The following is a 20,559-nucleotide window of genomic DNA, read 5'->3' as shown; positions in this document are numbered from 1 at the left end:
CAGGTTGAGATGAAAGATCCTAAATATTTTGCAAAAATCGCCCAACGTCAGGGCGGATTAAAGCAACAGCTCACCGCTGGGCAGATGTCGATGTTAGCGATTGGTGGGGCGATAGGCACCGGCTTATTTCTGGGAAGCGCCTATGCCATTCAGATGGCGGGCCCCTCGGTATTACTCAGCTACTTGATTGGCGGCGTTATTGCCTTACTGTTAATGGGCTGCCTTGCTGAGATGACATCGGAGCATCCCACATCGGGTTCGTTTGGAGATTACGCAGAGTTTTACCTGAGCCCATTATGTGGATATCTGGTGCGTTACTCCTACTGGTCTTGCGTGGTTCTGGCCGTAGGAACCGAAGTCACAGCGATCGGCATGTATATGCAGTACTGGTTTCCGGGATCCGCAGCCTGGCCGTGGGTATTAATGTTCTCGGCCATGGTGGTGGCGATCAATATTATTGGCGTGAAATGGTTTGGTCAGGTGGAATATACGCTATCGACGATAAAAGTCTTAGCGATTGTCGCATTTATTGTTATTGGGGTCGGTATTTTAGCCTTTTCTGCTAACCCAGCCTATGGCGTGCATAATTTTACCAGCGGTGGTGGATTTATGCCGTTTGGGATAAGTGGAATGTGGTTTGCAACGATTGTGTCGATCTTTAGCTACCTGAGTATCGAAATGATTGCGGTTGCGGCAGGGGAAGCTAAAAATCCGGTTGTAGCTGTAAGAACCGCGTTTAAAGGCACCATTTTGCGGCTCTTTATCTTCTATATGTTATCCATTGCGCTAATGCTGGCTATTGTTCCATGGCAGCAATCAGGAACTGAGGAAAGTCCGTTCCTGGTCGCTATGAATGTGATTCATTTGCCCTATGCCGGAAGTATATTTAATTTCATCGTATTGATTGCGGCCCTGTCGGCGATGAACAGCCAGCTCTATATCACCACCCGAATGATGTTTTCATTGTCACGTGCAGGTCAGGCCCCGACGATGTTCGGGCGCGTGAGCCGTCGAGGGATCCCGGTGAATGCGTTGGTGATTTCCTGCGTAGGTATCATGGTGTCCATCATATTAAGTATATTTTGGCCTGAACAATCTTTTGCGGCAATGATGTCCATCTCAGTGTACGGTGCCTGTTTTACCTGGCTGATGATTTTCATTACGCATCTGTTTTTCAGACGTCAGCATACCTCTACGGCGTTAAAGTTTCGCTTATGGGGATACCCATTCACGACGCTGCTTGGCGCTGGCTTGATGCTCGCTTTATTAGTCTCGACTGCTTTTACCGATTTCTTCCGGATGACGCTGTGGTTTGGCATTCCGTTTACTTTATTATTAGTCGCCACGTATTTTTATAGCCGTCGCGGGCAAGCTGTTCTACCTACACAACGTGACGTTGAACGGATATCCTAGTGAGGACATAGGTCATTAGCAGAGCCGTGGTGTTTTAACCACGGCTGTACCGCGCTCGACGTCTGACGCTCCAGAAGCCGCTCATAGCTCCCGCTGCCCAGCGGGAGCCCGCAGCGAAATTCCGTAATCAGACTTCGCCACGATATTGCGCATCAAATATCCATCCCGTTTGCCCAAATTCCGGTAGCGTCCGCGCTTTAAGATTTTGAATGGGAATTCAACATGCTAAAACGCCATCACCTTGCGCTTATCCTGCTGACGACGCTGCTTTCTGGCTGCACCACGGCCTACACCATGACTACCCGCACGGGAAAAACCATCGACACACAGGGAAAGCCGGTCGCTGACGCCGCCACCGGCCTGACGACGTACGCGGATACCTTCGGCTATCAGCGGGTGATAAATACCAGCGAGATTGTGCAGACCACCAAGGGAAAAACGACGATGGATTGGTGATAAATAAGGAAGAGGCACGTGCATGAGAGGCAAATGGTGTCCCCTGCAGGAATCGAACCTGCAACTAGCCCTTAGGAGGGGCTCGTTATATCCATTTAACTAAGGGGACGAAGCGGCACGAGTATAGCGTTTTTTGCCCTGCCGGGTAAGTACGCCGCCGCCTGACTGCTCAAACAGTCGCCATTCAGAGCTGTTTTTGCTCACGTTTCTGCGCTTTGGCTTCTCGTTGTGCCTGTAGCCGCGCCTCTTCTTTGCGCTTATTGCTCATATCGTTGCGAATTTGGGCGTGGCTCATTAAGGCAAAGATAAACGTGCCGCCAAAAATGTTGCCGGCCAGCGTCGGCAGAGCAAAGGGCCAGATAAAGTCGCTCCAGTGCAGCGTGCCGTTGAACACCAGATAGAGTATCTCTACCGACCCCACCACGATATGGGTAGTCTCGCTGAGCGCGATGAGCCAGGTCATCAGGATGATAACCACAATCTTCGCGGCGCCGGCGGAGGGAAACATCCACACCATGGTCGCAATCAGCCAGCCGGAAATAATGGCGTTGGCGAACATCTCCGTGGGGCTGTTCTTCATGACGTCCTGGCCAATCGTGATAAACGCGTCGCGGGTCTCTTCATTAAAGATCGGCATGTACTCGAATGCCCACGCCGCCACGCCGGTACCGATAAGATTGCCGAGCAGAACCACGCCCCATAGGCGCATTAACAGGCCAAAATTGCCCAGCGTCAGGTTTTGCATGACCGGCAGGACGGCGGTGACGGTATTTTCGGTGAACAGCTGCTGGCGAGCCATAATGACGATAATAAAACCGAAGGTATAGCCGAGGTTTTCAAGCAAAAAACCGCCCGGAATGCCCGCCAGTTCAACATGAAAAATGCCCTTGGCGAGCAGCGATGCCCCCATCGATAGCCCGGCGGCAATCGCCGACCACAGCAGTGCCATCGCATCGCGCTCCATCTCCTTTTCACCTTCCTGGCGAATATGCTCATGAATCGCCATGGCGCGAGAGGGGAGCCGCTCTTCATCCACTTCGATTTTTTCGCCGCTAAGTTTCTCTTCGCTTTCTACTTTGGTGTCATCCATCGCACTGATCCTGAAATAAAGGGATATGGCTAAAGCGTAGCGGCTGTTGGCGCGGGGGAGAGGTAGATATATTCTGAAAGTGCAAAAATGGTAATATTTGTTTTTTTCTCGTCGTTAGAATATAAGCGCCGCGGTGTGACCTTTACCAGGCTATGATCAGATCAACAAAATTGGCTATATAGACATCGTCGGCGTGCTGTTACAATCACTTACACCTAAACAGGCGGATACGATTGAGGTCCGTCATGGATGGCAATCAGTGATAGCCATAATCACCAGGGAGACATTTATGAAGCTTCGCCTGTCGGCGCTTGCCCTCGGAACAACACTGCTGGTGGGCTGTGCAGGTTCCGGAACAGAACAGCAGGGGCGCTCCGACCCCTTCGAAGGTTTCAACCGCACGATGTACAGCTTCAACTTTGACGTGCTGGATCCGTACATCGTTCGCCCGGTTGCCGTCGCATGGCGCGACTACGTTCCGCAACCTGCGCGTAATGGCCTTGGCAACTTTACCAGCAACCTGGAAGAACCGGCCATTATGGTCAACTCCTTCCTGCAGGGCGACCCGTACACGGGGATGGTGCACTTCACCCGCTTCTTCCTGAACACTGTGCTGGGTATGGGCGGCTTTATTGACGTCGCCGGGATGGCGAACCCGAAACTCCAGCGCGTTCAACCGCACCGTTTCGGCAGCACGCTGGGGCATTACGGCGTGGGTTATGGCCCGTATCTGCAGCTTCCGTTCTATGGCAGCTTCACCCTGCGCGACGAAGGCGGTGATATGGTCGATACCACCTATCCGGTGCTCTCATGGCTGACCTGGCCGATGTCTATCGGCAAGTGGATGGTTGAAGGCGTAGAAACGCGTGCCCAGCTGCTCGACTCCGATGGTCTGCTGCGCCAGTCTTCCGACCCGTATATTATGGTACGCGAAGCCTACTTCCAGCAGCACGACTTTATCGCCAACGGCGGCAAGCTGAAGCAGGAAGAGAACCCGAACGCGCAGGCGATTCAGGACGATTTGAAAGATATCGATTCGGAATAAAAAAAGGGTGAACCGCAAGGTTCACCCTTTTTTGTCTTCACGTCTTAAGAATTAAAACGCGTAGTTCAGGTTCACGCCGTAGAGCCAGGCTTTACCTTCAGATTCGAAGCTATACGGGCCTTCTTCGAACTTCACTTTCTGACCATGCATATAAGACACGCCGACGTCGACAGAGGCATCTTTATTAAACGCATAGGTTGTACCGGCGCTCAGCCAGAAACGGTCCTGATCCGGAATCGAGATGGAGCGGCGGTTAGCTGGAACCGGGCTGTCATCGAAAGCGATACCGGTACGGAAGGTCCAGTTATCGTCGTAGTAATATGTGGTACCCAGCGCAATGCGGTAAGAATCTTTAAAGCCTTCTTCTTTATAGAAGAGCGTCTCGCCGTTGCTGTTTTTCGCTTTCAGCTCCTGGAACTGGCTCCAGCTGGTGTACGCCATGCTGTAGTGGATAGCCCACTGCGGCGCAACGCGGTTGTAACCTGAAATTTCCCACATTTCCGGCAGGTTCAGGTCCAGAGAACCATCGATAGTTCTGCCATCGGTGCCCGCTGGCAGCGGCAGGCTGGCGAACAGCGGACGGAACGCGGCTGGCAGCGATTGTGATGATGGCAGTGAGCTACGGTAGTCGCCGTCGAAGTCAATTTTGACTTCAGAACGGTAGGTGAAGCCGTAGCGGTTATCTTTGTCCACTTCATACAACAGACCGGCGTTCCAGCCGAAGCCCCACTCATCGCCTTTCAGACGGGCAATTTGCGTATCCGGCTGAATACTATTGGCATACCCGGCCGCGCCTTGCAGCGCCGGGCTCTGGGCATAGCCCGGGGTCTGGCTAATCTGGCCGGCAATCAACTGACCCAAATCGCCCGCGTAGCGTTCGAGCTTCGCTTTGGCATACACGGCGTTAAAGCCTAAACCGAAGCTGAAGTGGTTATTTAAACGGTAGGCACCGCTTAAATTCAGGTTGATGGTTTCAAGGTCGGTTTTCCCGCCCATGGAACCCGCGGCGTAGCTGTTATTGAACTCCGTCGCCAGACCATAGTTAGAGGTTACGGAAGCCCCCCAACCAAACTGATCGTTAATTGGGGCAACGTAGTGGAAGTTAGGTACCCAGGCGGTAGGCGCAATATTGTCCTGGCTGGCATCATTCAATGCCGATCTGCCCGTGATGTTGACATCCGGGTCGACAAAAATTGCACCCGCAGAGAGCGTCGGGCGATCGAACATCATAATCAGCGCCGGGTTACGGCTAACGTTACCTGCATCATCGGCGATAGCGCCTTCACCAGAATAGGCACGGCCCAGACCAGAGGATGAAAATTCATTAAGCTGGAAGCCCGCTGACCAGGCTTGGGATGAAACAAGTGCCACTGCGACAGCAAGAGCGGACTTCGTGTAACGGGTTTTCTGGCTCATGACCATAACCTCATTGAGTTATTTTTATACAAACAATGTTACATGTAGTAACAGAAGCGCGAAGTGTAGGGGCTGGACTACGACAGAGAAATCAGACCAGTGACGAGAGTATAGGTCTGACCAGCTGGTATGTTGCAATATTGTTTATTGGATTTTTCCAGGATGTTGTTTGAAACGAGATCTGGTTGGCAAAATTGCGGGGTAGCTCATAGTGCATGAATGCCAGAATTTGTTTTAGATCATTTTTAATTGTGATTTCGGTCACTTATCGGCGTGGATCACATTCTCAACTGGAGGCGTGCAACGGGCGGGCGTAAAATAGGCACATAGTTTATCTGGCACCCAAAGTGCGCCAAACAGAGGAAATCTACGATGAGTAAATGTAGTGCTGATGAAACCCCGGTATGCTGCTGCATGGATGTTGGAACCATTATGGACAACTCCGACTGCACCGCATCTTACAGCCGCGTGTTTGCTAACCGCGCTGAAGCGGAAGAAACCCTGACTGCGCTGACGGCAAAAGCCCGTGGCGTAGAATCCGATCCGTGCAAAATCACTGCAGATTTCAAAGAGGTCGAAGGCGGCGTACAGCTGGATATCGACTTTGTCTTCGCCTGTGAAGCGGAAACGCTGATTTTCCAGCTCGGCCTGCGTTAATCACCTCTCGCGAACGCCCTGTCTCTTGACGCCCCCGTTGCGGATGCCACGGGGGCGTTTTCTTTGCTCCTCAGTGTGTTTTGGCTCGCAATTTTTCCTCTCGCCGATTGGCTAAGTGTAAAAAATTAGTTAAGAATGTTATCAGGTCAGACCACTTGGTCGATTTCCGATAACAGGGGAGAGTTATGAGTCAGGCGTTACCGCTAATCACCCGCCAGGGCGATCGCATTGCAATTGTCAGTGGGTTACGTACCCCTTTTGCCCGACAGGCGACGGCTTTTCATGGCGTTCCGGCGGTAGATTTAGGCAAAATGGTGGTGGGCGAAATGCTGGCGCGCAGCGAAATCCCTCCTGAGGTTATCGAACAGCTGGTTTTTGGTCAGGTTGTCCAGATGCCCGCTGCGCCCAATATCGCCCGTGAGATCGTGCTGGGAACCGGCATGAACGTACACACCGACGCCTACAGCGTTAGCCGCGCCTGCGCAACCAGCTTCCAGGCGGTGGCCAACGTGGCGGAAAGCCTGATGGCGGGCACCATCCGCGCGGGCATCGCCGGTGGGGCCGACTCCTCTTCCGTCCTGCCGATTGGCGTCAGTAAAAAGCTGGCGCGCACGCTGGTTGATGCTAACAAGGCGCGCACGATCGGCCAGAAGCTCAAGCTATTTTCCCGGCTGCGCCTGCGCGATCTGCTGCCGGTACCGCCCGCGGTGGCCGAGTACTCCACCGGGCTGCGCATGGGCGATACCGCAGAACAGATGGCGAAAACCTACGGCATAACCCGCGAGCAGCAGGATGCGCTGGCCAATCGCTCACATCAGCTGGCCGCGCAGGCCTGGGCGGCGGGCAAACTGAATGATGAAGTGATGACGGCCTACGCGCCGCCGTATCGCCACCCGCTTGAGCAGGACAATAATATTCGCAGCAACTCCACGCTGGCGGACTACGCCAAACTGCGCCCGGCCTTTGACAGGCAGCACGGCACCGTTACGGCGGCCAACAGTACGCCGCTCACCGACGGCGCGGCGGCAGTGATTCTGATGACCGAATCTCGCGCGAAAGAACTGGGGCTGACGCCGCTGGGCTATCTGCGCAGCTACGCGTTCACCGCCATTGACGTCTGGCAGGACATGCTGCTGGGGCCAGCCTGGTCTACGCCGCTGGCTCTGGACCGTGCCGGGCTAAGCTTTTCCGACCTGACGCTTATCGACATGCACGAAGCCTTTGCCGCGCAGACGCTGGCGAACATCCAGTGCCTGGCCAGCGATAAATTTGCCCGTGAGGTGCTGGGGCGCAGTCAGGCCACCGGCGAAATTGAAGAGAGTAAATTTAACGTGCTGGGCGGTTCTATAGCCTACGGTCACCCGTTTGCCGCGACCGGCGCGCGCATGATAACCCAGACCCTTAACGAGCTGCGCCGTCGCGGCGGCGGCTTCGGGCTGGTGACCGCCTGTGCGGCGGGTGGATTAGGTGCGGCGATGGTTCTGGAGGCGGAGTAATGGACGCGATGAAATCGGCATTTACCTTCACCGTTCGCCCGGACAACGTGGCGGTGGTGACTATCGACGTACCCGATGAAAAAATGAATACCCTGAAAGCGGAGTTTGGCGGCCAGGTGCGCGCCATCCTGAAGCAGATCCGGGATAACAAAGCGTTGCTGGGCGTCGTGTTTATCTCCGCCAAGCCCGATAACTTTATCGCCGGTGCCGACATCAATATGATTGGCCGCTGCCAAAGCGTTCAGGAAGCCGAGTCGCTGGCGCGTCAGGGGCAGCAGGTGATGGCGGAAATTCAAAGCCTGTCGATTCCGGTAGTGGCGGCGATTCACGGAGCGTGTCTTGGCGGTGGGTTGGAGCTGGCGCTGGCCTGTCATGCGCGTATCTGCTCCGACGACCCGCGAACGGTGCTGGGGCTACCGGAAGTTCAGCTTGGCCTGCTGCCCGGCTCGGGCGGTACCCAGCGTTTACCGCGCCTGATTGGCGTCAGTACCGCGCTGGATATGATTCTGACCGGTAAACAGCTGCGCGCGCGTCAGGCGCTGAAAGCGGGGCTGGTGGATGAAGTCGTGCCGCGCGCGATTCTGCTGGACGCCGCTGCGGAATACGCGCGAAAACCGCGTCATGAACAGCGCCGCCTGCCGGTACGTGAACGTATCCTCGCAGGCCCGCTGGGGCGCAACCTGTTGTTCAGCATGGCGGCAAAGAAAACCGCGCAGAAGACCCAGGGCAACTATCCGGCGACCGATAAGATTCTCCAGGTGATCGAAACCGGGCTGTCGCACGGCGCCAGCAGCGGCTACGAGGCGGAGGCCCGCGCCTTTGGCGAGCTGGCGATGACCCCGCAGTCACGTGCGCTGCGCAGTATTTTCTTTGCCAGTATCGATATCAAAAAAGATCCCGGCGCCAGCGTTGAGGCAGGGCCGCTGCGCTCGGTCGGCGTGCTGGGCGGTGGCCTGATGGGCGGAGGGATCGCCTACGTTACCGCCATTAAGGGCAGGCTGCCGGTACGCATTAAAGATATCAACGCCAACGGCATTAATCATGCGCTGAAATACAGCTGGGATCAGCTGGAGCAAAAAGTCCGTCGCCGCCACCTGAAACCCGCCGAGCGTGATGCGCAGCTGGCGCTGATTTCCGGCAGCACTGACTACCGGGGTTTTGCCCATCGGGACCTGGTGATTGAAGCTGTTTTTGAAGATCTCACGCTGAAGCAGAAGATGGTCGGGGAGATTGAGCAATATTGTTCACCTAATACCATTTTTGCGTCGAATACCTCTTCTTTACCCATTAGTGACATCGCGGCTCATGCCCAGCGCCCTGAACAGGTGATCGGTTTACACTTTTTCAGTCCGGTAGAAAAGATGCCGCTGGTGGAAGTGATTCCGCACGCGGGCACGTCCGAACAGACCATCGCGACAACCGTCAAGCTGGCGAAGAAACAGGGTAAAACGCCGATTGTGGTTGCTGACAAGGCTGGATTCTACGTAAACCGCATTCTGGCGCCGTACATCGCGGAAGCGATGCGGATGCTGGTTGACGGCGAGCGGGTGGAAGATATTGATAATGCATTAGTTAAATTTGGTTTTCCGGTTGGTCCTATTCAACTGCTGGATGAAGTCGGCATCGATACCGGTACCAAAATTTTGCCGGTGCTGGAAGCGGCCTACGGCGAACGTTTTAGCGCGCCCGCAACGTTGATTCAGGCAATTTTGAATGACGATCGCAAAGGCAGAAAAAATGGCCGCGGTTTCTATCTTTATGCTGCAAAAGGGCGTACAAGCAAGAAACAGGTTGATGCCGCCGTCTACGCCCTGCCGGGGATGTCGGCGCGGAATCGTCGCTGCTCGGCGGAACAGATTGCCGAGCGCTGCGTGCTGCTGATGCTTAACGAAGCGGCGCGTTGTGTCGATGAAGGCATCGTCCGTAGCGCGCGCGATGGCGACATCGGCGCGGTGTTTGGCATTGGGTTCCCGCCGTTCCTTGGTGGCCCGCTCCGCTATATGGATGTGCTGGGGGCGGGTGAAGTGGTTGCCAGGCTGCAACGATTGGCCAGTCAGTACGGCCCGCGCTTCACGCCGTGCGATGCGCTTGTGCAGCGGGCGGAGCGGGGTGAAACCTTTTGGCCTGTGGATGAAACAGATTCGCTGAATCATGGTCAAAGTAGGTGAACCCTGATGAATCGCAAGGTTTCTGGCTATTTTGTAAACAGATGTTGACTATACTTACGCCAGTAAGGTAAAAATCAGCGTTTCATTCAGTGAATGGATAAGGCACAATGCCCGGCCACCGCGTCACCTTCAGGGTGACGCTGGTGCTTCTGGTTAACAAAAGCGGTGCAATATGCAAGTGTTTATTATGCGTCACGGCGACGCTGCCCTCGATGCAGCCAGTGACTCGGTTCGTCCTCTTACCGGCTGCGGTTGTGATGAATCTCGTCAGATGGCAAGCTGGTTGAAAGACCAAAAAGTGGATATCGGTCGCGTTCTGGTGAGCCCCTATCTGCGTGCGGAACAGACGCTGGAAGTGGTAGGGGAGTGTATGAACCTGCCAAAAGAGGTCGATGTTCTGCCCGAGTTGACGCCGTGCGGCGATATCGGGCTGGTGAGCGCCTATCTGCAGGCGTTGGCGAACGAAGGCATCGAGTCGGTACTGGTGATTTCCCACCTGCCGCTGGTCGGCTATCTGGTCGCTGAACTCTGTCCTGGTGAAGTTCCGCCGATGTTCACCACGTCTGCCATTGCCAGCGTCACGCTCGACGCTAATGGGAAAGGGACCCTGAACTGGCAAATGAGCCCCTGCAATCTCAAAATGGCGAAAGCAATTTAACGCGATCGCGGCTTACGTCCTTCTGTAGGCCTGATAAGCACAGCGCCATCAGGCATCCAGCGCACATTGCCGGATGACGCTGCGCTTATCCGGCCTACGCTGACTTAAGGCAGCTCTGGCGGCAGCCACTCTTCTACTTCAATCAGCACCAGCAGCGCGGCGTCGCCGCCGTACTCCTTCGATGCCTGATGAAACGCCATCACGTGCGGATGCTGTGCCAGCCACAGCGGCGTTTGCTGTTTGAGAATATGTTTACCGTGGCCGTGCATCACGCAGGCGCAGAACACATGTTCGCGACGACAGGCGGCGATCAGCGCCCCCAGCTCCTGCTTGGCCTGCATCTGTGTTAAACCATGCAGGTCGAGGAACAGCTCCGGCGAGTAATCGCCGCGACGCAGCTTTTTCAGTTCAAAATGGCTGACGTCCTGGCGCACGTATTTCACCGGCCCGTTGGTATTCAGCAGCGGCTGGAATTCGTCGGAAAAGTAGTGGCTGTTGTCCGCCTGCTCCTGCAATAAACGCTTGGGCGGCACTTCGCTGATTTTCTTACGCTGCGGGCGGTGGACAATGGTGTCCTGCTTGATTTTTCGCGTGCCCGTCATCAGCTGCTGGAAGAGCGCCTGATCCTCCTCGCTCAGTGAGTTTTTGTTTTTCATCGATTCTTCTCAAATTCGCATTTTCCCCTAGTTTACCTTTTCATCGTACTTCCTGCAGCGAAAACGCTTTTTTCCCCGTGGCCTACGCAAGAATGCTGATTTATCGCCGCCTTCATGGCAAACTAGCCGCCGAATTTACCCCGACGCATGCCCTGGAGGACAACGTGGATAAGATTTTTGTTGAAGAAGCAGTCAATGAGCTGCACACCATTCAGGACATGCTGCGCTGGGCGGTGAGCCGTTTTAGCGCGGCTGAAATCTGGTACGGACACGGCACCGATAACCCGTGGGACGAAGCCGTCCAGCTGGTGCTGCCTACGCTGTACCTGCCGCTGGATATCCCTGAAGACATGCGCAACGCGCGCCTGACCACCAGTGAAAAGCAGCTGATTGTTGAACGCGTGATCCGTCGCGTGAACGAGCGTATTCCGGTGGCCTACCTGACCAATAAAGCCTGGTTCTGCGGTCATGAATTCTACGTTGACGAGCGCGTGCTGGTGCCGCGTTCGCCGATTGGCGAACTGATCAACAACCGTTTCGCCGGGCTGATTAACCATCGCCCTGAGCATATTCTCGATATGTGTACCGGCAGCGGCTGCATCGCGATTGCCTGTGCTTATGCCTTCCCGGAAGCGGAAGTCGACGCCATTGATGTTTCCACCGACGCGCTGGCCGTTACCGAATACAATATTGAAGAGCACGGCATGATCCACAACGTCACGCCGATCCGCTCCGATCTGTTCCGCGACGCGCCGCAGCTGCAGTACGATCTGATCGTCACCAACCCGCCGTATGTCGATGAAGAAGATATGTCTGACCTGCCGTCAGAATATCGCCACGAGCCGGAGCTGGGACTGGCCTCCGGTTCCGATGGTCTGCACCTGACCCGCCGCATCCTCGGCTGCGCGCCGGATTATCTGACCGACGACGGTATTCTGATTTGTGAAGTGGGTAACAGCATGGTACATCTGATGGACCAATATCCGGATGTTCCGTTCACCTGGCTTGAGTTTGATAACGGCGGTGACGGCGTCTTTATGCTGACCAAAGCGCAGCTGGTTGCCGCGCAGAACCACTTCGGGCAGTACAAAGACTGATTTATCCAGCACGCAACAACAGAACAACGATAACGGAGCCGTGATGGCAGGAAACACAATTGGACAACTCTTTCGCGTAACCACCTTTGGCGAGTCGCACGGCCTGGCGCTGGGCTGCATCGTTGACGGCGTGCCGCCCGGCATTCCGTTAACCGAGGCGGACCTCCAGCACGACCTCGACCGTCGTCGCCCGGGCACGTCGCGCTACACCACCCAACGCCGCGAACCGGACCAGGTGAAAATCCTCTCCGGCGTGTTCGAAGGGGTGACCACCGGCACCAGCATCGGCCTGCTGATTGAAAATACCGATCAGCGTTCGCAGGACTACGGTGCCATTAAAGACGTCTTCCGTCCAGGCCATGCGGACTATACCTACGAGCAGAAATACGGCCTTCGCGACTATCGCGGCGGCGGTCGTTCTTCCGCCCGTGAAACCGCGATGCGCGTGGCGGCAGGGGCCATTGCCAAGAAATTCCTCGCGGCGAAGTTCGGTATCGTGATTCGCGGCTGTCTGAGCCAGATGGGCGATATTCCGCTGGCGATTAAAGACTGGGATCAGGTTGAACAGAACCCGTTCTTCTGCCCGGATCCGGACAAAATCGAGGCGCTGGACGAGCTGATGCGCGGCCTCAAGAAAGAGGGCGACTCCATCGGCGCGAAGGTGACCGTGGTGGCCGACGGCGTTCCGGCGGGCCTTGGCGAGCCGGTGTTTGACCGTCTGGATGCGGACATTGCCCACGCGCTGATGAGCATCAATGCGGTGAAAGGCGTGGAAATTGGCGACGGTTTTGAGGTGGTTAAACTGCGCGGCAGCGAAAACCGCGATGAAATTACCAAAGCCGGTTTCCAGAGCAACCACGCCGGCGGGATTCTGGGCGGTATCAGCAGCGGCCAGCAGATCGTGGCCAATATTGCGCTGAAGCCGACCTCGAGCATTACCGTTCCGGGAAAAACGATCGACCGTTTTGGCGAAGAAGTTGAGATGATCACCAAAGGTCGTCACGATCCTTGCGTGGGCATCCGCGCGGTACCGATTGCCGAAGCGATGCTGGCGATCGTGCTGATGGATCACTTTATGCGCCAACGGGCGCAGAATGCCGATGTGACGACGTCAATTCCACGCTGGTAAACATGAAAAAAACCGTTATTGCGCTGCTGGCTCTGGTGGCCAGCAGCACCGCGCTGGCGGCAACGCCGTGGCAAAAAATCACCCAGCCTATCAGCGGCAGCGCCCAGTCTATCGGCGCGTTTGCCAACGGCTGCATCGTCGGCGCCGAAGCGCTGCCGCTGCAGTCCGAAACCTACCAGGTGATGCGGACCGATCAGCGCCGCTATTTCGGCCACCCGGATCTGGTGCAGTTTATCCAGCGTCTGGGCCGCAGCGTGCAGCAGCACGGAATGGGGACGATGCTGATTGGCGACATGGGGATGCCCGCTGGCGGGCGCTTTAACGGCGGACACGCCAGCCACCAGAGCGGGCTGGATGTCGATATTTTCCTGCAATTACCGAAAACGCGCTGGAGCTCGGCGCAGCTGCTGAAGCCGCAGGCGCTGGATTTAGTCCGCGTCGACGGCAAAGGCGTAACGCCTGCGCTGTGGAAACCGGAAATCGGCCAGTTAATCAAGCTGGCGGCGCAGGACAGCGAAGTGACGCGCATTTTCGTCAACCCGGCAATCAAACAACAGCTGTGCCTGGAAGCCGGCAGCGATCGTGACTGGCTGCGCAAAGTGCGCCCGTGGTTCCAGCACCGTGCGCATATGCACGTGCGGCTGAAGTGCCCGGCCAACAGCTTCGAATGTGAAGAGCAGGCGCCACCGCCTGCGGGCGACGGCTGCGGCGCTGAGCTGCAAAGCTGGTTCGAACCGCCAAAACCTGGCACCACCAAACCTGTGAAGAAGACGCCGCCACCGTTGCCGCCTTCCTGCCAGGCGCTACTGGATGAACACGTACTCTGATGGACAGTTTCTCCGCGTTATTTATGGTTGAGCCGCTGATGCTGGTGGCGCTGTTTTTCATTGCCATTCTGGCGGGTTTTATTGACTCTCTGGCGGGCGGCGGCGGTTTGCTGACCGTCCCGGCGCTGCTGGCGGCGGGCATGCCGCCCGCGCAGGCGCTGGCGACCAACAAGCTACAGGCCTGCGGCGGCTCGCTTTCCGCCTCGCTCTATTTTATTCGCCGCAAAGTGGTGAATCTGGCCGACCAGAAGCTCAATATCCTGATGACCTTTATCGGCTCGATGAGCGGCGCGCTGCTGGTGCAGCACGTGCAGTCCGATATCCTGCGGCAGATTCTGCCGATTCTGGTGATCGGCATTGGCCTCTATTTTCTGCTCACGCCGAAGCTTGGCGAAGCCGATCGCCAGCAGCGTCTGTATGGTCTGCCGTTCGCGCTGGTTGCCGGCGGCTGCGTCGGGTTTTACGACGGCTTCTTCGGCCCCGGCGCGGGGTCATTTTACGCCCTGGCCTTCGTTACGCTGATGGGCTTTAACCTTGCTAAATCCACCGCGCACGCCAAGGTGCTGAACGCGACTTCTAACGTCGGCGGCTTGTTGCTGTTTATTATCGGCGGCAAGGTTATCTGGGCCACCGGCTTTGTGATGATGGTCGGGCAGTTTTTCGGCGCGCGCATGGGCTCCCGTCTGGTGCTCAGTAAGGGCCAGTCGCTGATCCGCCCGATGATTGTGGTGGTTTCGGCGGTGATGAGCGCCAAACTGCTGTATGACAGCCACGGACAGGAAATTTTGCAATGGTTAGGGATGAATTGATGACCGCTAAACATGATTATCAGCAGCTGATTGCCATCTTCGATAGCTGCTTTGCCGATGAGTTTAATACTCGTCTGATTAAAGGCGACGACGAACCGATCTATCTTCCGGCAGATGACGAGGTGCCGTACAACCGCATCGTTTTCGCCCACGGTTTTTATGCCAGCGCGCTGCACGAAATCTCCCACTGGTGCATTGCCGGCAAGGCGCGCCGGGAGCAGGTCGATTTTGGCTACTGGTACTGCCCGGATGGGCGCGATGCTAAAACCCAGGGGCAGTTTGAAGACGTTGAGGTAAAACCGCAGGCCTTTGACTGGCTGTTCTGCGTGGCGGCGGGTTTCCCGTTTAACGTCAGCTGCGACAACCTCGAAGGCGACTTTGAGCCGGACCGCATCGTCTTTCAGCGACGCGTGCACGCGCAGGTGATGGCCTATCTTAACGAAGGCATTCCGCCGCGCCCGGCCAAATTTATCCAGGCCCTACAGAATTATTACCAGACGCCGACCCTAACGGCGGAACACTTCCCATGGCCGGAGGATCTCTAAGCCATGTTACAGAAAGAGGAAAGACGATGATCGCGGAGTTTGAAGAACGCATCCTGGCGTTAATTGATGACATGGTGGAACACGCCAGTGATGATGAGCTGTTTGCCAGCGGTTATCTGCGCGGTCACCTGACGCTGGCGGTCGCCGAGTTGGGCGATGGCGAAGCGCACTCTGCTGAAACGCTGTATCGCAACGTCACGCGAAGCCTGGAAACGGCTATCGGCGCGGGCGAGCTGTCGCCGCGCGACCAGGCGCTGGTCAAAGACATGTGGGACAACCTCTACCAGCAGGCCTCCCGCTAAGTTTACTTGCCCGGTATCGCTGCCGGGCAAGTTTCCTCCGCTACTTCACCGCTTTTCCCTTCAGCAGTTTTCGTACCCACAAACGGTTTGGATTCAGGCCTGCCAGCGTTTGCGCGTCCAGCGGCAGCGGCTCGTTGCTCATCTGCGCCGCCAGCACTTCTGCGGTTAACGGCGCGGTGCACAGCCCACGCGAACCCAGCCCACCCAGCATAAACAGCTCGGGATAAACCGGTGACGACATCGCCGTTTCCGGGCTGTCGTTCAGCGTGGCGTACCCGGCGAGCGTCGCGGCATAGTCCGGCACGTTGCCGACCATCGGCAGATGATCGCGCGTGGCGCAGCGCACGCCGCAGCGGGCGTCGTTAGCGCTGACGTCAACCTCCTGCGGCCAGGCTGCCTGCGGGAAGCAGTCCAGCAATCTCTGGCGGTTATGCTGCTGGTCCTGCGCGTTGAACGTCATCTCGCGCTCGCCGCGATGATAGCTGGCCCCGATGCAGTGCTGCTGATTTTGCGGGTTCTGCGGCGTGAGATAGCCGTCGTAGCACAGCACCTGCTTGAGCTGAGCGAGACTTTCGGTCGTCGGGATATGGCTGACCTGGCCGCCAACGGCATACACCGGCAGCGCCTCGGTTTGCGCGAACTGGTTGATATTGTGGCCGTTCGCCAGCACCACGCACGGTGCGATGGCGGTATCACCGTCGCTAAAGGTCAGCTGCCAGCCGTCGTCCTGGCGGGTGAGAGCGGTCAGCGTTTTCCCCCAGCGCGCCTGTAGCCCCTGCTGGCGCGCCCGTTCAAACGCGCTGGCGGTGAGCTGCGCCGGGCATAGCCAGCCGCCGAGCGGGTACTGAATGCCGCCGCAGCCGGTGTCGAGGCCAATGCTGTCGCACACCTCCTCGGCCGTCACAGCGTGGGCTACCTCTTCGGGCAGGCCCAGCGTCAGCATCTGCGCAATCTTCTGCGCGCTTTTTTCATCCCAGCCAAGCTGCGTGACGCCGCACCACTGATGATCGAAGGCGACCGGCAGCGTGTCATACAGGCGACGGGCGTAGAGATAGGCCGCCGGGAAGAACTGCGCCAGCGCCGCGTCATGCGCGCTTAATAACGGGTACAGCGCGCCCTGGCGGTTGCCGGATGCGCCCTGCGCGGGCTCCGCATCGGCGCAGTAGAGGGTGACCGACCAGCCGCGGCGCAGCAGCGCCAGCGACAGCAGAGCGCTGGCGACGCCGCCGCCGATAATCGCCGCTTCCCGCGCCTGGCTACCGGTACGGGCGAACCACGGTGCGCGGGTGGCGTCTGGCTGAGGTTCAATCATTTCGCCGGTCAGCATTTCGCGCTTACGGCCAAAACCTTTGCTTTTGCGCATGGTGAACCCGGCCTCCTGCAGCCCCCGGCGCACAAAGCCCGCCGAGGTGAAGGTGGCCAGCGTGCCGCCCGGGCGCGCGGTCCGCGCCATCGCAGAAAACAGCGCCGGCGTCCACATATCCGGGTTTTTAGCCGGGGCGAAGCCGTCGAGGAACCAGGCATCAACCTGCTGATTAAAGGTATCGTCGAGCTTATCGGTCAGCTCATTGATATCGCCGAACCACAGATCCAGCGTGACGCGCCCTTCATTGAGCAGCAGACGATGGCAGCCCGCCAGCGGCAGCGGCCACTGCGCCTGTAGCTGCTCGGCCCAGGGCGCCAGCTCCGGCCAGTGCTGGTGGGCCAGCCGCAGGTCTTCGGCCTTCAGCGGGAATTTTTCAAAACTGACGAAATGCAATCTTTGTAGCGTAGCGTCAGGATGCTGGCGGCGAAAGGCGTCGAAAGCTTGCCACAGCGTCAGGAAGTTGAGACCGGTGCCAAAGCCGCTCTCTGCGACCACGAAAAGCGGATGCGGGTGGCGAGGGAAGCGTACCTCGATGTGGTTACCGCCGAGAAAGACGTAGCGGGTCTCTTCCAGACCGTTGTCGTTGGAGAAATAGACGTCGTCAAAATCTCGGGAAACAGGTGTACCCTCACTGTTAAATTCGAGGTTGGCGGATTGTATGGCGTTATGTTTCACGTAAGTTACTCGTGCGGCAAGGAGTCAGCCGATCTTAACGATGCGTGCCCGCTGGCGCAAATTTCTGCATAAAATTGCTGATCGGACTTGTTCGGCGTACAAGTGTACGCTATCTTGCGACTCGAAACTTTAAAATAGTGATGACTTACAGAGGTATTGAATGAAACGTGCAGTGATTACTGGCCTGGGTATCGTTTCCAGCATCGGTAGCAACCAGCAGGAAGTCCTGGCATCCCTGCGTGAAGGACGCTCTGGGATCACTTTCTCTCAAGAGTTCAAAGATTCTGGTATGCGTAGCCACGTATGGGGTAACGTCAAACTGGACACCACGGGTCTTATCGACCGTAAAGTGGTCCGTTTCATGAACGATGCCTCTATCTACGCTTATCTCTCCATGCAGCAGGCGGTGGAAGACTCTGGCCTGAAAGCAGAAGACTACCAGAATAACCCGCGCGTCGGCCTGATTGCCGGTTCCGGCGGTTCTTCCAAAGCGCAGGTGTTCGGCGCTGACGCTATGCGTAGCCCGCGTGGCCTGAAAGCGGTTGGCCCGTACGTGGTGACTAAAGCGATGGGTTCTGCGGTTTCCGCGTGCCTGGCGACACCCTTCAAAATCCACGGCGTTAACTACTCTATCAGCTCCGCCTGCGCAACCTCCGCACACTGCATCGGTAACGCGGTAGAGCAAATTCAGCTGGGCAAACAGGACATCGTGTTTGCCGGCGGCGGCGAAGAGCTGGGCTGGGAAATGGCCTGCGAATTCGACGCGATGGGCGCACTGTCCACCAAATATAACGAAACGCCGGAAAAAGCGTCCCGTACCTATGACGCGCACCGCGATGGCTTCATCATTGCTGGCGGCGGCGGTATGGTCGTCGTGGAAGAGCTGGAACACGCTCTGGCACGCGGCGCGCATATCTATGCAGAGATCGTTGGCTACGGCGCAACTTCCGATGGCGCAGACATGGTTGCTCCATCTGGCGAAGGCGCGGTACGCTGCATGAAGATGGCGATGCACGGCGTTGATACCCCAATCGACTACCTGAACTCCCATGGCACCTCTACGCCGGTTGGCGACGTGAAAGAACTGGGCGCGATCCGTGAAGTCTTCGGCGACAACAGCCCGGCTATCTCCGCCACCAAAGCGATGACCGGCCACTCTCTGGGCGCCGCGGGCGTACAGGAAGCTATCTACTCGCTGCTGATGCTGGAACATGGCTTTATCGCCCCGAGCATCAACATTGACGAGATGGACGAGCAGGCGGCTGGCCTGAACATCGTGACCGAACCGACCGAGCGCGAGCTGAACACCGTGATGTCCAACAGCTTCGGCTTCGGCGGCACCAACGCCACGCTGGTGATGCGTAAGCTGTAATTTGACGGCTGACGAAAAAAGGAGCCTTCTGGCTCCTTTTTTTATGCGTTGACAACGGCCTGAGAGAACAGGCAAACTCCCGGCTCAACATTATCATCATGATAGTGCGTAAGCGTTTAACGTCATCCAACGCACCTTAATCCTGATTACCAGGTAGAGGGGGCGTGGCTACAGATCCTCGCCTTACTCAGCATTCGGAGTAAAGCATGACCGCAGTAACTCAAACTGAAGCAACATCTTCTTCAAACTGGCCGCTATTTCGCATCGCGTTCGCGGTATTTTTGACCTATTTAACCGTCGGCATTCCGCTGCCGGTCATTCCGCTATTTGTGCACCAGGAGCTGGGATACGGCAACACCATGGTCGGTATCGCGGTGGGCATTCAGTTCTTCGCCACCGTATTAACCCGCGGCTATGCGGGCCGTCTTGCCGATCAGTACGGCGGCAAGCGTTCTGCCCTACAGGGCATGTTTGCTTGTGCCTTTGCCGGGGCGGCGTGGCTTGGCGCGGCGCTGCTGCCGGTGGATGCCATGGTTAAATTTGGCCTGCTGATCGTCGGGCGTTTAATCCTCGGTTTTGGTGAAAGCCAGCTGCTGACCGGCACCCTCACCTGGGGCATGGGGCTGGTTGGCCCGAAGCGCTCCGGCAAAGTGATGTCGTGGAACGGAATGGCGATTTTCGGCGCGCTGGCGGCCGGTGCGCCGCTGGGGCTGTTCATCAACAGCCGCTACGGTTTTGCCGTGCTGGCCGGGGTGACGATGATGCTGCCGCTGCTGGCGTGGGCGTTTAACGGTTCGGTGCGTAAGGTCGCGGCGATGGCCGGGGAGCGGCCGTCCTTGTTCAGCGTGATTGGCCTTATCTGGAAGCCGGGATTGGGGCTGGCGCTGCAGGGCGTGGGCTTTGCGGTGATTGGCACCTTCGTCTCGCTCTATTTCGTCAGCAAAGGCTGGTCGATGGCGGGCTTTACCCTGACGGCCTTCGGCGGCACCTTCGTGCTGGTACGTATTCTGTTTGGCTGGATGCCGGACCGGTATGGCGGTGTGAAGGTTGCGGTCGGTTCGCTGCTGGTGGAAACCGTAGGGCTGCTGCTGCTGTGGCAGGCGCCTGACGCGTGGTTTGCGCTGGCCGGCGCGGCGTTAACCGGGGCGGGCTGCTCGCTGATCTTTCCGGCGCTGGGCGTGGAAGTGGTCAAACGCGTGCCCCAGCAGGTGCGCGGCACGGCGCTCGGCGGCTATGCGGCGTTCCAGGATATCGCGCTCGGCGTCTCCGGGCCGCTGGCGGGCATGCTGGCGACCTCGTTCGGCTATCCGTCCGTGTTCCTCGGTGGCGCCATCTCCGCCGTACTGGGAATTGGCGTTACTCTCTGGTCATTCCGCAAGTAA

General features: G+C 57.3%; 19 protein-coding genes and 1 tRNA gene. 15 read left to right on the top strand and 5 right to left on the bottom strand.

Annotated features, from left to right (window positions below; genetic code table 11):
• Positions 1 to 9: 9 nt before the first annotated feature.
• Positions 10 to 1,413 carry an amino acid permease gene (locus ACK5JN_RS22675; protein ID WP_416872210.1) on the top strand — a complete coding sequence of 468 codons (1,404 nt, stop codon included), beginning with the start codon at positions 10 to 12 and terminating at the stop codon, positions 1,411 to 1,413.
• A gap of 222 nt (positions 1,414 to 1,635) precedes the next feature.
• Positions 1,636 to 1,869, top strand: coding sequence for a YgdI/YgdR family lipoprotein (locus ACK5JN_RS22670; protein ID WP_416872209.1), 234 nt, complete (start codon positions 1,636 to 1,638; stop codon positions 1,867 to 1,869).
• Between the two features lie 34 nt (positions 1,870 to 1,903).
• On the opposite strand, the gene ACK5JN_RS22665 is transcribed toward ACK5JN_RS22670, so the two are convergent.
• Together ACK5JN_RS22665 and ACK5JN_RS22660 are read right to left on the bottom strand one after the other, a co-directional pair.
• Positions 1,904 to 1,978: transfer RNA gene (locus tag ACK5JN_RS22665), tRNA-Arg, on the bottom strand.
• A 75-nt stretch (positions 1,979 to 2,053) separates the two neighbouring features.
• On the bottom strand, positions 2,054 to 2,959 hold the full coding sequence (locus ACK5JN_RS22660) for a formate/nitrite transporter family protein (RefSeq protein ID WP_416872208.1): 906 nt from the start codon (positions 2,957 to 2,959) through the stop codon (positions 2,054 to 2,056).
• Between the two features lie 289 nt (positions 2,960 to 3,248).
• On the opposite strand from ACK5JN_RS22660, the gene mlaA reads away from it, so the two are divergent.
• Positions 3,249 to 4,004, top strand: a complete 756-nt coding sequence (gene mlaA / locus ACK5JN_RS22655) for a phospholipid-binding lipoprotein MlaA (protein WP_416872207.1) — start codon at positions 3,249 to 3,251, stop codon at positions 4,002 to 4,004.
• A 51-nt stretch (positions 4,005 to 4,055) separates the two neighbouring features.
• On the opposite strand, the gene fadL is transcribed toward mlaA, so the two are convergent.
• Positions 4,056 to 5,420, bottom strand: a complete 1,365-nt coding sequence (gene fadL, locus ACK5JN_RS22650; protein ID WP_416872206.1) for a long-chain fatty acid transporter FadL — start codon at positions 5,418 to 5,420, stop codon at positions 4,056 to 4,058.
• A gap of 372 nt (positions 5,421 to 5,792) precedes the next feature.
• Between fadL and ACK5JN_RS22645 the strand changes: the two genes are divergently transcribed.
• From ACK5JN_RS22645 to sixA, 4 genes are all read left to right on the top strand, one after another.
• Entirely contained in the window at positions 5,793 to 6,077 is a 285-nt protein-coding gene (locus tag ACK5JN_RS22645; RefSeq protein ID WP_416872205.1) for a YfcZ/YiiS family protein, read from the top strand.
• Positions 6,078 to 6,262: 185 nt separating this feature from the next.
• Positions 6,263 to 7,573, top strand: a complete 1,311-nt coding sequence (gene fadI, locus ACK5JN_RS22640) for an acetyl-CoA C-acyltransferase FadI (RefSeq protein WP_416872204.1) — start codon at positions 6,263 to 6,265, stop codon at positions 7,571 to 7,573.
• 8 nt (positions 7,574 to 7,581) lie between these two features.
• A complete protein-coding gene (fadJ, locus tag ACK5JN_RS22635; protein WP_416872220.1) occupies positions 7,582 to 9,741 on the top strand; it encodes a fatty acid oxidation complex subunit alpha FadJ in 2,160 nt (719 codons plus the stop codon).
• A 172-nt stretch (positions 9,742 to 9,913) separates the two neighbouring features.
• Positions 9,914 to 10,399, top strand: coding sequence for a phosphohistidine phosphatase SixA (gene sixA, locus ACK5JN_RS22630; RefSeq protein WP_416872203.1), 486 nt, complete (start codon positions 9,914 to 9,916; stop codon positions 10,397 to 10,399).
• A 104-nt stretch (positions 10,400 to 10,503) separates the two neighbouring features.
• Here sixA and smrB read toward each other — a convergent pair whose 3' ends face one another.
• Positions 10,504 to 11,055 carry an endonuclease SmrB gene (smrB, locus tag ACK5JN_RS22625; RefSeq protein ID WP_064543774.1) on the bottom strand — a complete coding sequence of 184 codons (552 nt, stop codon included), beginning with the start codon at positions 11,053 to 11,055 and terminating at the stop codon, positions 10,504 to 10,506.
• Between the two features lie 164 nt (positions 11,056 to 11,219).
• On the opposite strand from smrB, the gene prmB reads away from it, so the two are divergent.
• Genes prmB through ACK5JN_RS22595 form a run of 6 tightly spaced genes read left to right on the top strand, consistent with a single transcriptional unit; the run spans position 11,220 to position 15,764 of the window.
• On the top strand, positions 11,220 to 12,152 hold the full coding sequence (prmB, locus tag ACK5JN_RS22620) for a 50S ribosomal protein L3 N(5)-glutamine methyltransferase (protein ID WP_416872202.1): 933 nt from the start codon (positions 11,220 to 11,222) through the stop codon (positions 12,150 to 12,152).
• Between the two features lie 43 nt (positions 12,153 to 12,195).
• Positions 12,196 to 13,281 (top strand): chorismate synthase, encoded by a 1,086-nt coding sequence (gene aroC / locus ACK5JN_RS22615; protein ID WP_416872201.1) that lies wholly within the window; start codon positions 12,196 to 12,198, stop codon positions 13,279 to 13,281.
• A gap of 2 nt (positions 13,282 to 13,283) precedes the next feature.
• Positions 13,284 to 14,108 (top strand): penicillin-insensitive murein endopeptidase, encoded by an 825-nt coding sequence (mepA, locus tag ACK5JN_RS22610; RefSeq protein ID WP_416872200.1) that lies wholly within the window; start codon positions 13,284 to 13,286, stop codon positions 14,106 to 14,108.
• Entirely contained in the window at positions 14,108 to 14,917 is an 810-nt protein-coding gene (locus ACK5JN_RS22605) for a sulfite exporter TauE/SafE family protein (RefSeq protein ID WP_416872199.1), read from the top strand. The genes mepA and ACK5JN_RS22605 overlap by 1 nt, the downstream gene beginning before the upstream one ends.
• Positions 14,917 to 15,462 (top strand): elongation factor P hydroxylase, encoded by a 546-nt coding sequence (locus ACK5JN_RS22600; protein ID WP_416872198.1) that lies wholly within the window; start codon positions 14,917 to 14,919, stop codon positions 15,460 to 15,462. Before ACK5JN_RS22605 ends, ACK5JN_RS22600 begins: the two co-directional genes overlap by 1 nt.
• Positions 15,463 to 15,488: 26 nt before the next feature.
• Positions 15,489 to 15,764, top strand: a complete 276-nt coding sequence (locus tag ACK5JN_RS22595) for a YfcL family protein (protein ID WP_416872197.1) — start codon at positions 15,489 to 15,491, stop codon at positions 15,762 to 15,764.
• 40 nt (positions 15,765 to 15,804) lie between these two features.
• Here the strand turns inward: ACK5JN_RS22595 and mnmC are convergent, their stop codons facing one another.
• The gene (mnmC, locus tag ACK5JN_RS22590; RefSeq protein WP_416872196.1) at positions 15,805 to 17,805 is read right to left on the bottom strand and encodes a bifunctional tRNA (5-methylaminomethyl-2-thiouridine)(34)-methyltransferase MnmD/FAD-dependent 5-carboxymethylaminomethyl-2-thiouridine(34) oxidoreductase MnmC; all 2,001 of its coding nucleotides are present in this window, start codon (positions 17,803 to 17,805) and stop codon (positions 15,805 to 15,807) included.
• A 160-nt stretch (positions 17,806 to 17,965) separates the two neighbouring features.
• Here mnmC and fabB point away from each other — a divergent pair, with 160 nt between their 5' ends.
• Together fabB and ACK5JN_RS22580 are read left to right on the top strand one after the other, a co-directional pair.
• Positions 17,966 to 19,177: a beta-ketoacyl-ACP synthase I gene (gene fabB, locus ACK5JN_RS22585; RefSeq protein WP_416872195.1), complete on the top strand. Its 1,212-nt coding sequence runs from the start codon at positions 17,966 to 17,968 to the stop codon at positions 19,175 to 19,177.
• Positions 19,178 to 19,383: 206 nt separating this feature from the next.
• On the top strand, positions 19,384 to 20,559 hold the full coding sequence (locus tag ACK5JN_RS22580; protein WP_416872194.1) for an MFS transporter: 1,176 nt from the start codon (positions 19,384 to 19,386) through the stop codon (positions 20,557 to 20,559).

The sequence above is a fragment of the Kluyvera sp. genome (genome assembly GCF_047971185.1).
Lineage (GTDB): Bacteria > Pseudomonadota > Gammaproteobacteria > Enterobacterales > Enterobacteriaceae > Kluyvera.
Note: the sequence above shows the minus strand (reverse complement) of the source record. Positions and strands in the feature narration are given on the sequence as shown.

Coding starts and splice junctions, on each gene's coding strand:
- fabB (WP_416872195.1), top strand. CDS start 17,966: ATGAAACGTGCAGTGATTACTGGCCTGGGTATCGTTTCCAGCATCGGT.
- fadI (WP_416872204.1), top strand. CDS start 6,263: ATGAGTCAGGCGTTACCGCTAATCACCCGCCAGGGCGATCGCATTGCA.
- ACK5JN_RS22645 (WP_416872205.1), top strand. CDS start 5,793: ATGAGTAAATGTAGTGCTGATGAAACCCCGGTATGCTGCTGCATGGAT.
- ACK5JN_RS22595 (WP_416872197.1), top strand. CDS start 15,489: ATGATCGCGGAGTTTGAAGAACGCATCCTGGCGTTAATTGATGACATG.
- ACK5JN_RS22675 (WP_416872210.1), top strand. CDS start 10: ATGAAAGATCCTAAATATTTTGCAAAAATCGCCCAACGTCAGGGCGGA.
- mepA (WP_416872200.1), top strand. CDS start 13,284: ATGAAAAAAACCGTTATTGCGCTGCTGGCTCTGGTGGCCAGCAGCACC.
- fadJ (WP_416872220.1), top strand. CDS start 7,582: ATGAAATCGGCATTTACCTTCACCGTTCGCCCGGACAACGTGGCGGTG.
- smrB (WP_064543774.1), bottom strand. CDS start 11,055: ATGAAAAACAAAAACTCACTGAGCGAGGAGGATCAGGCGCTCTTCCAG.
- sixA (WP_416872203.1), top strand. CDS start 9,914: ATGCAAGTGTTTATTATGCGTCACGGCGACGCTGCCCTCGATGCAGCC.
- ACK5JN_RS22605 (WP_416872199.1), top strand. CDS start 14,108: ATGGACAGTTTCTCCGCGTTATTTATGGTTGAGCCGCTGATGCTGGTG.
- ACK5JN_RS22580 (WP_416872194.1), top strand. CDS start 19,384: ATGACCGCAGTAACTCAAACTGAAGCAACATCTTCTTCAAACTGGCCG.
- ACK5JN_RS22600 (WP_416872198.1), top strand. CDS start 14,917: ATGACCGCTAAACATGATTATCAGCAGCTGATTGCCATCTTCGATAGC.
- aroC (WP_416872201.1), top strand. CDS start 12,196: ATGGCAGGAAACACAATTGGACAACTCTTTCGCGTAACCACCTTTGGC.
- ACK5JN_RS22670 (WP_416872209.1), top strand. CDS start 1,636: ATGCTAAAACGCCATCACCTTGCGCTTATCCTGCTGACGACGCTGCTT.
- fadL (WP_416872206.1), bottom strand. CDS start 5,420: ATGAGCCAGAAAACCCGTTACACGAAGTCCGCTCTTGCTGTCGCAGTG.
- ACK5JN_RS22660 (WP_416872208.1), bottom strand. CDS start 2,959: ATGGATGACACCAAAGTAGAAAGCGAAGAGAAACTTAGCGGCGAAAAA.
- mlaA (WP_416872207.1), top strand. CDS start 3,249: ATGAAGCTTCGCCTGTCGGCGCTTGCCCTCGGAACAACACTGCTGGTG.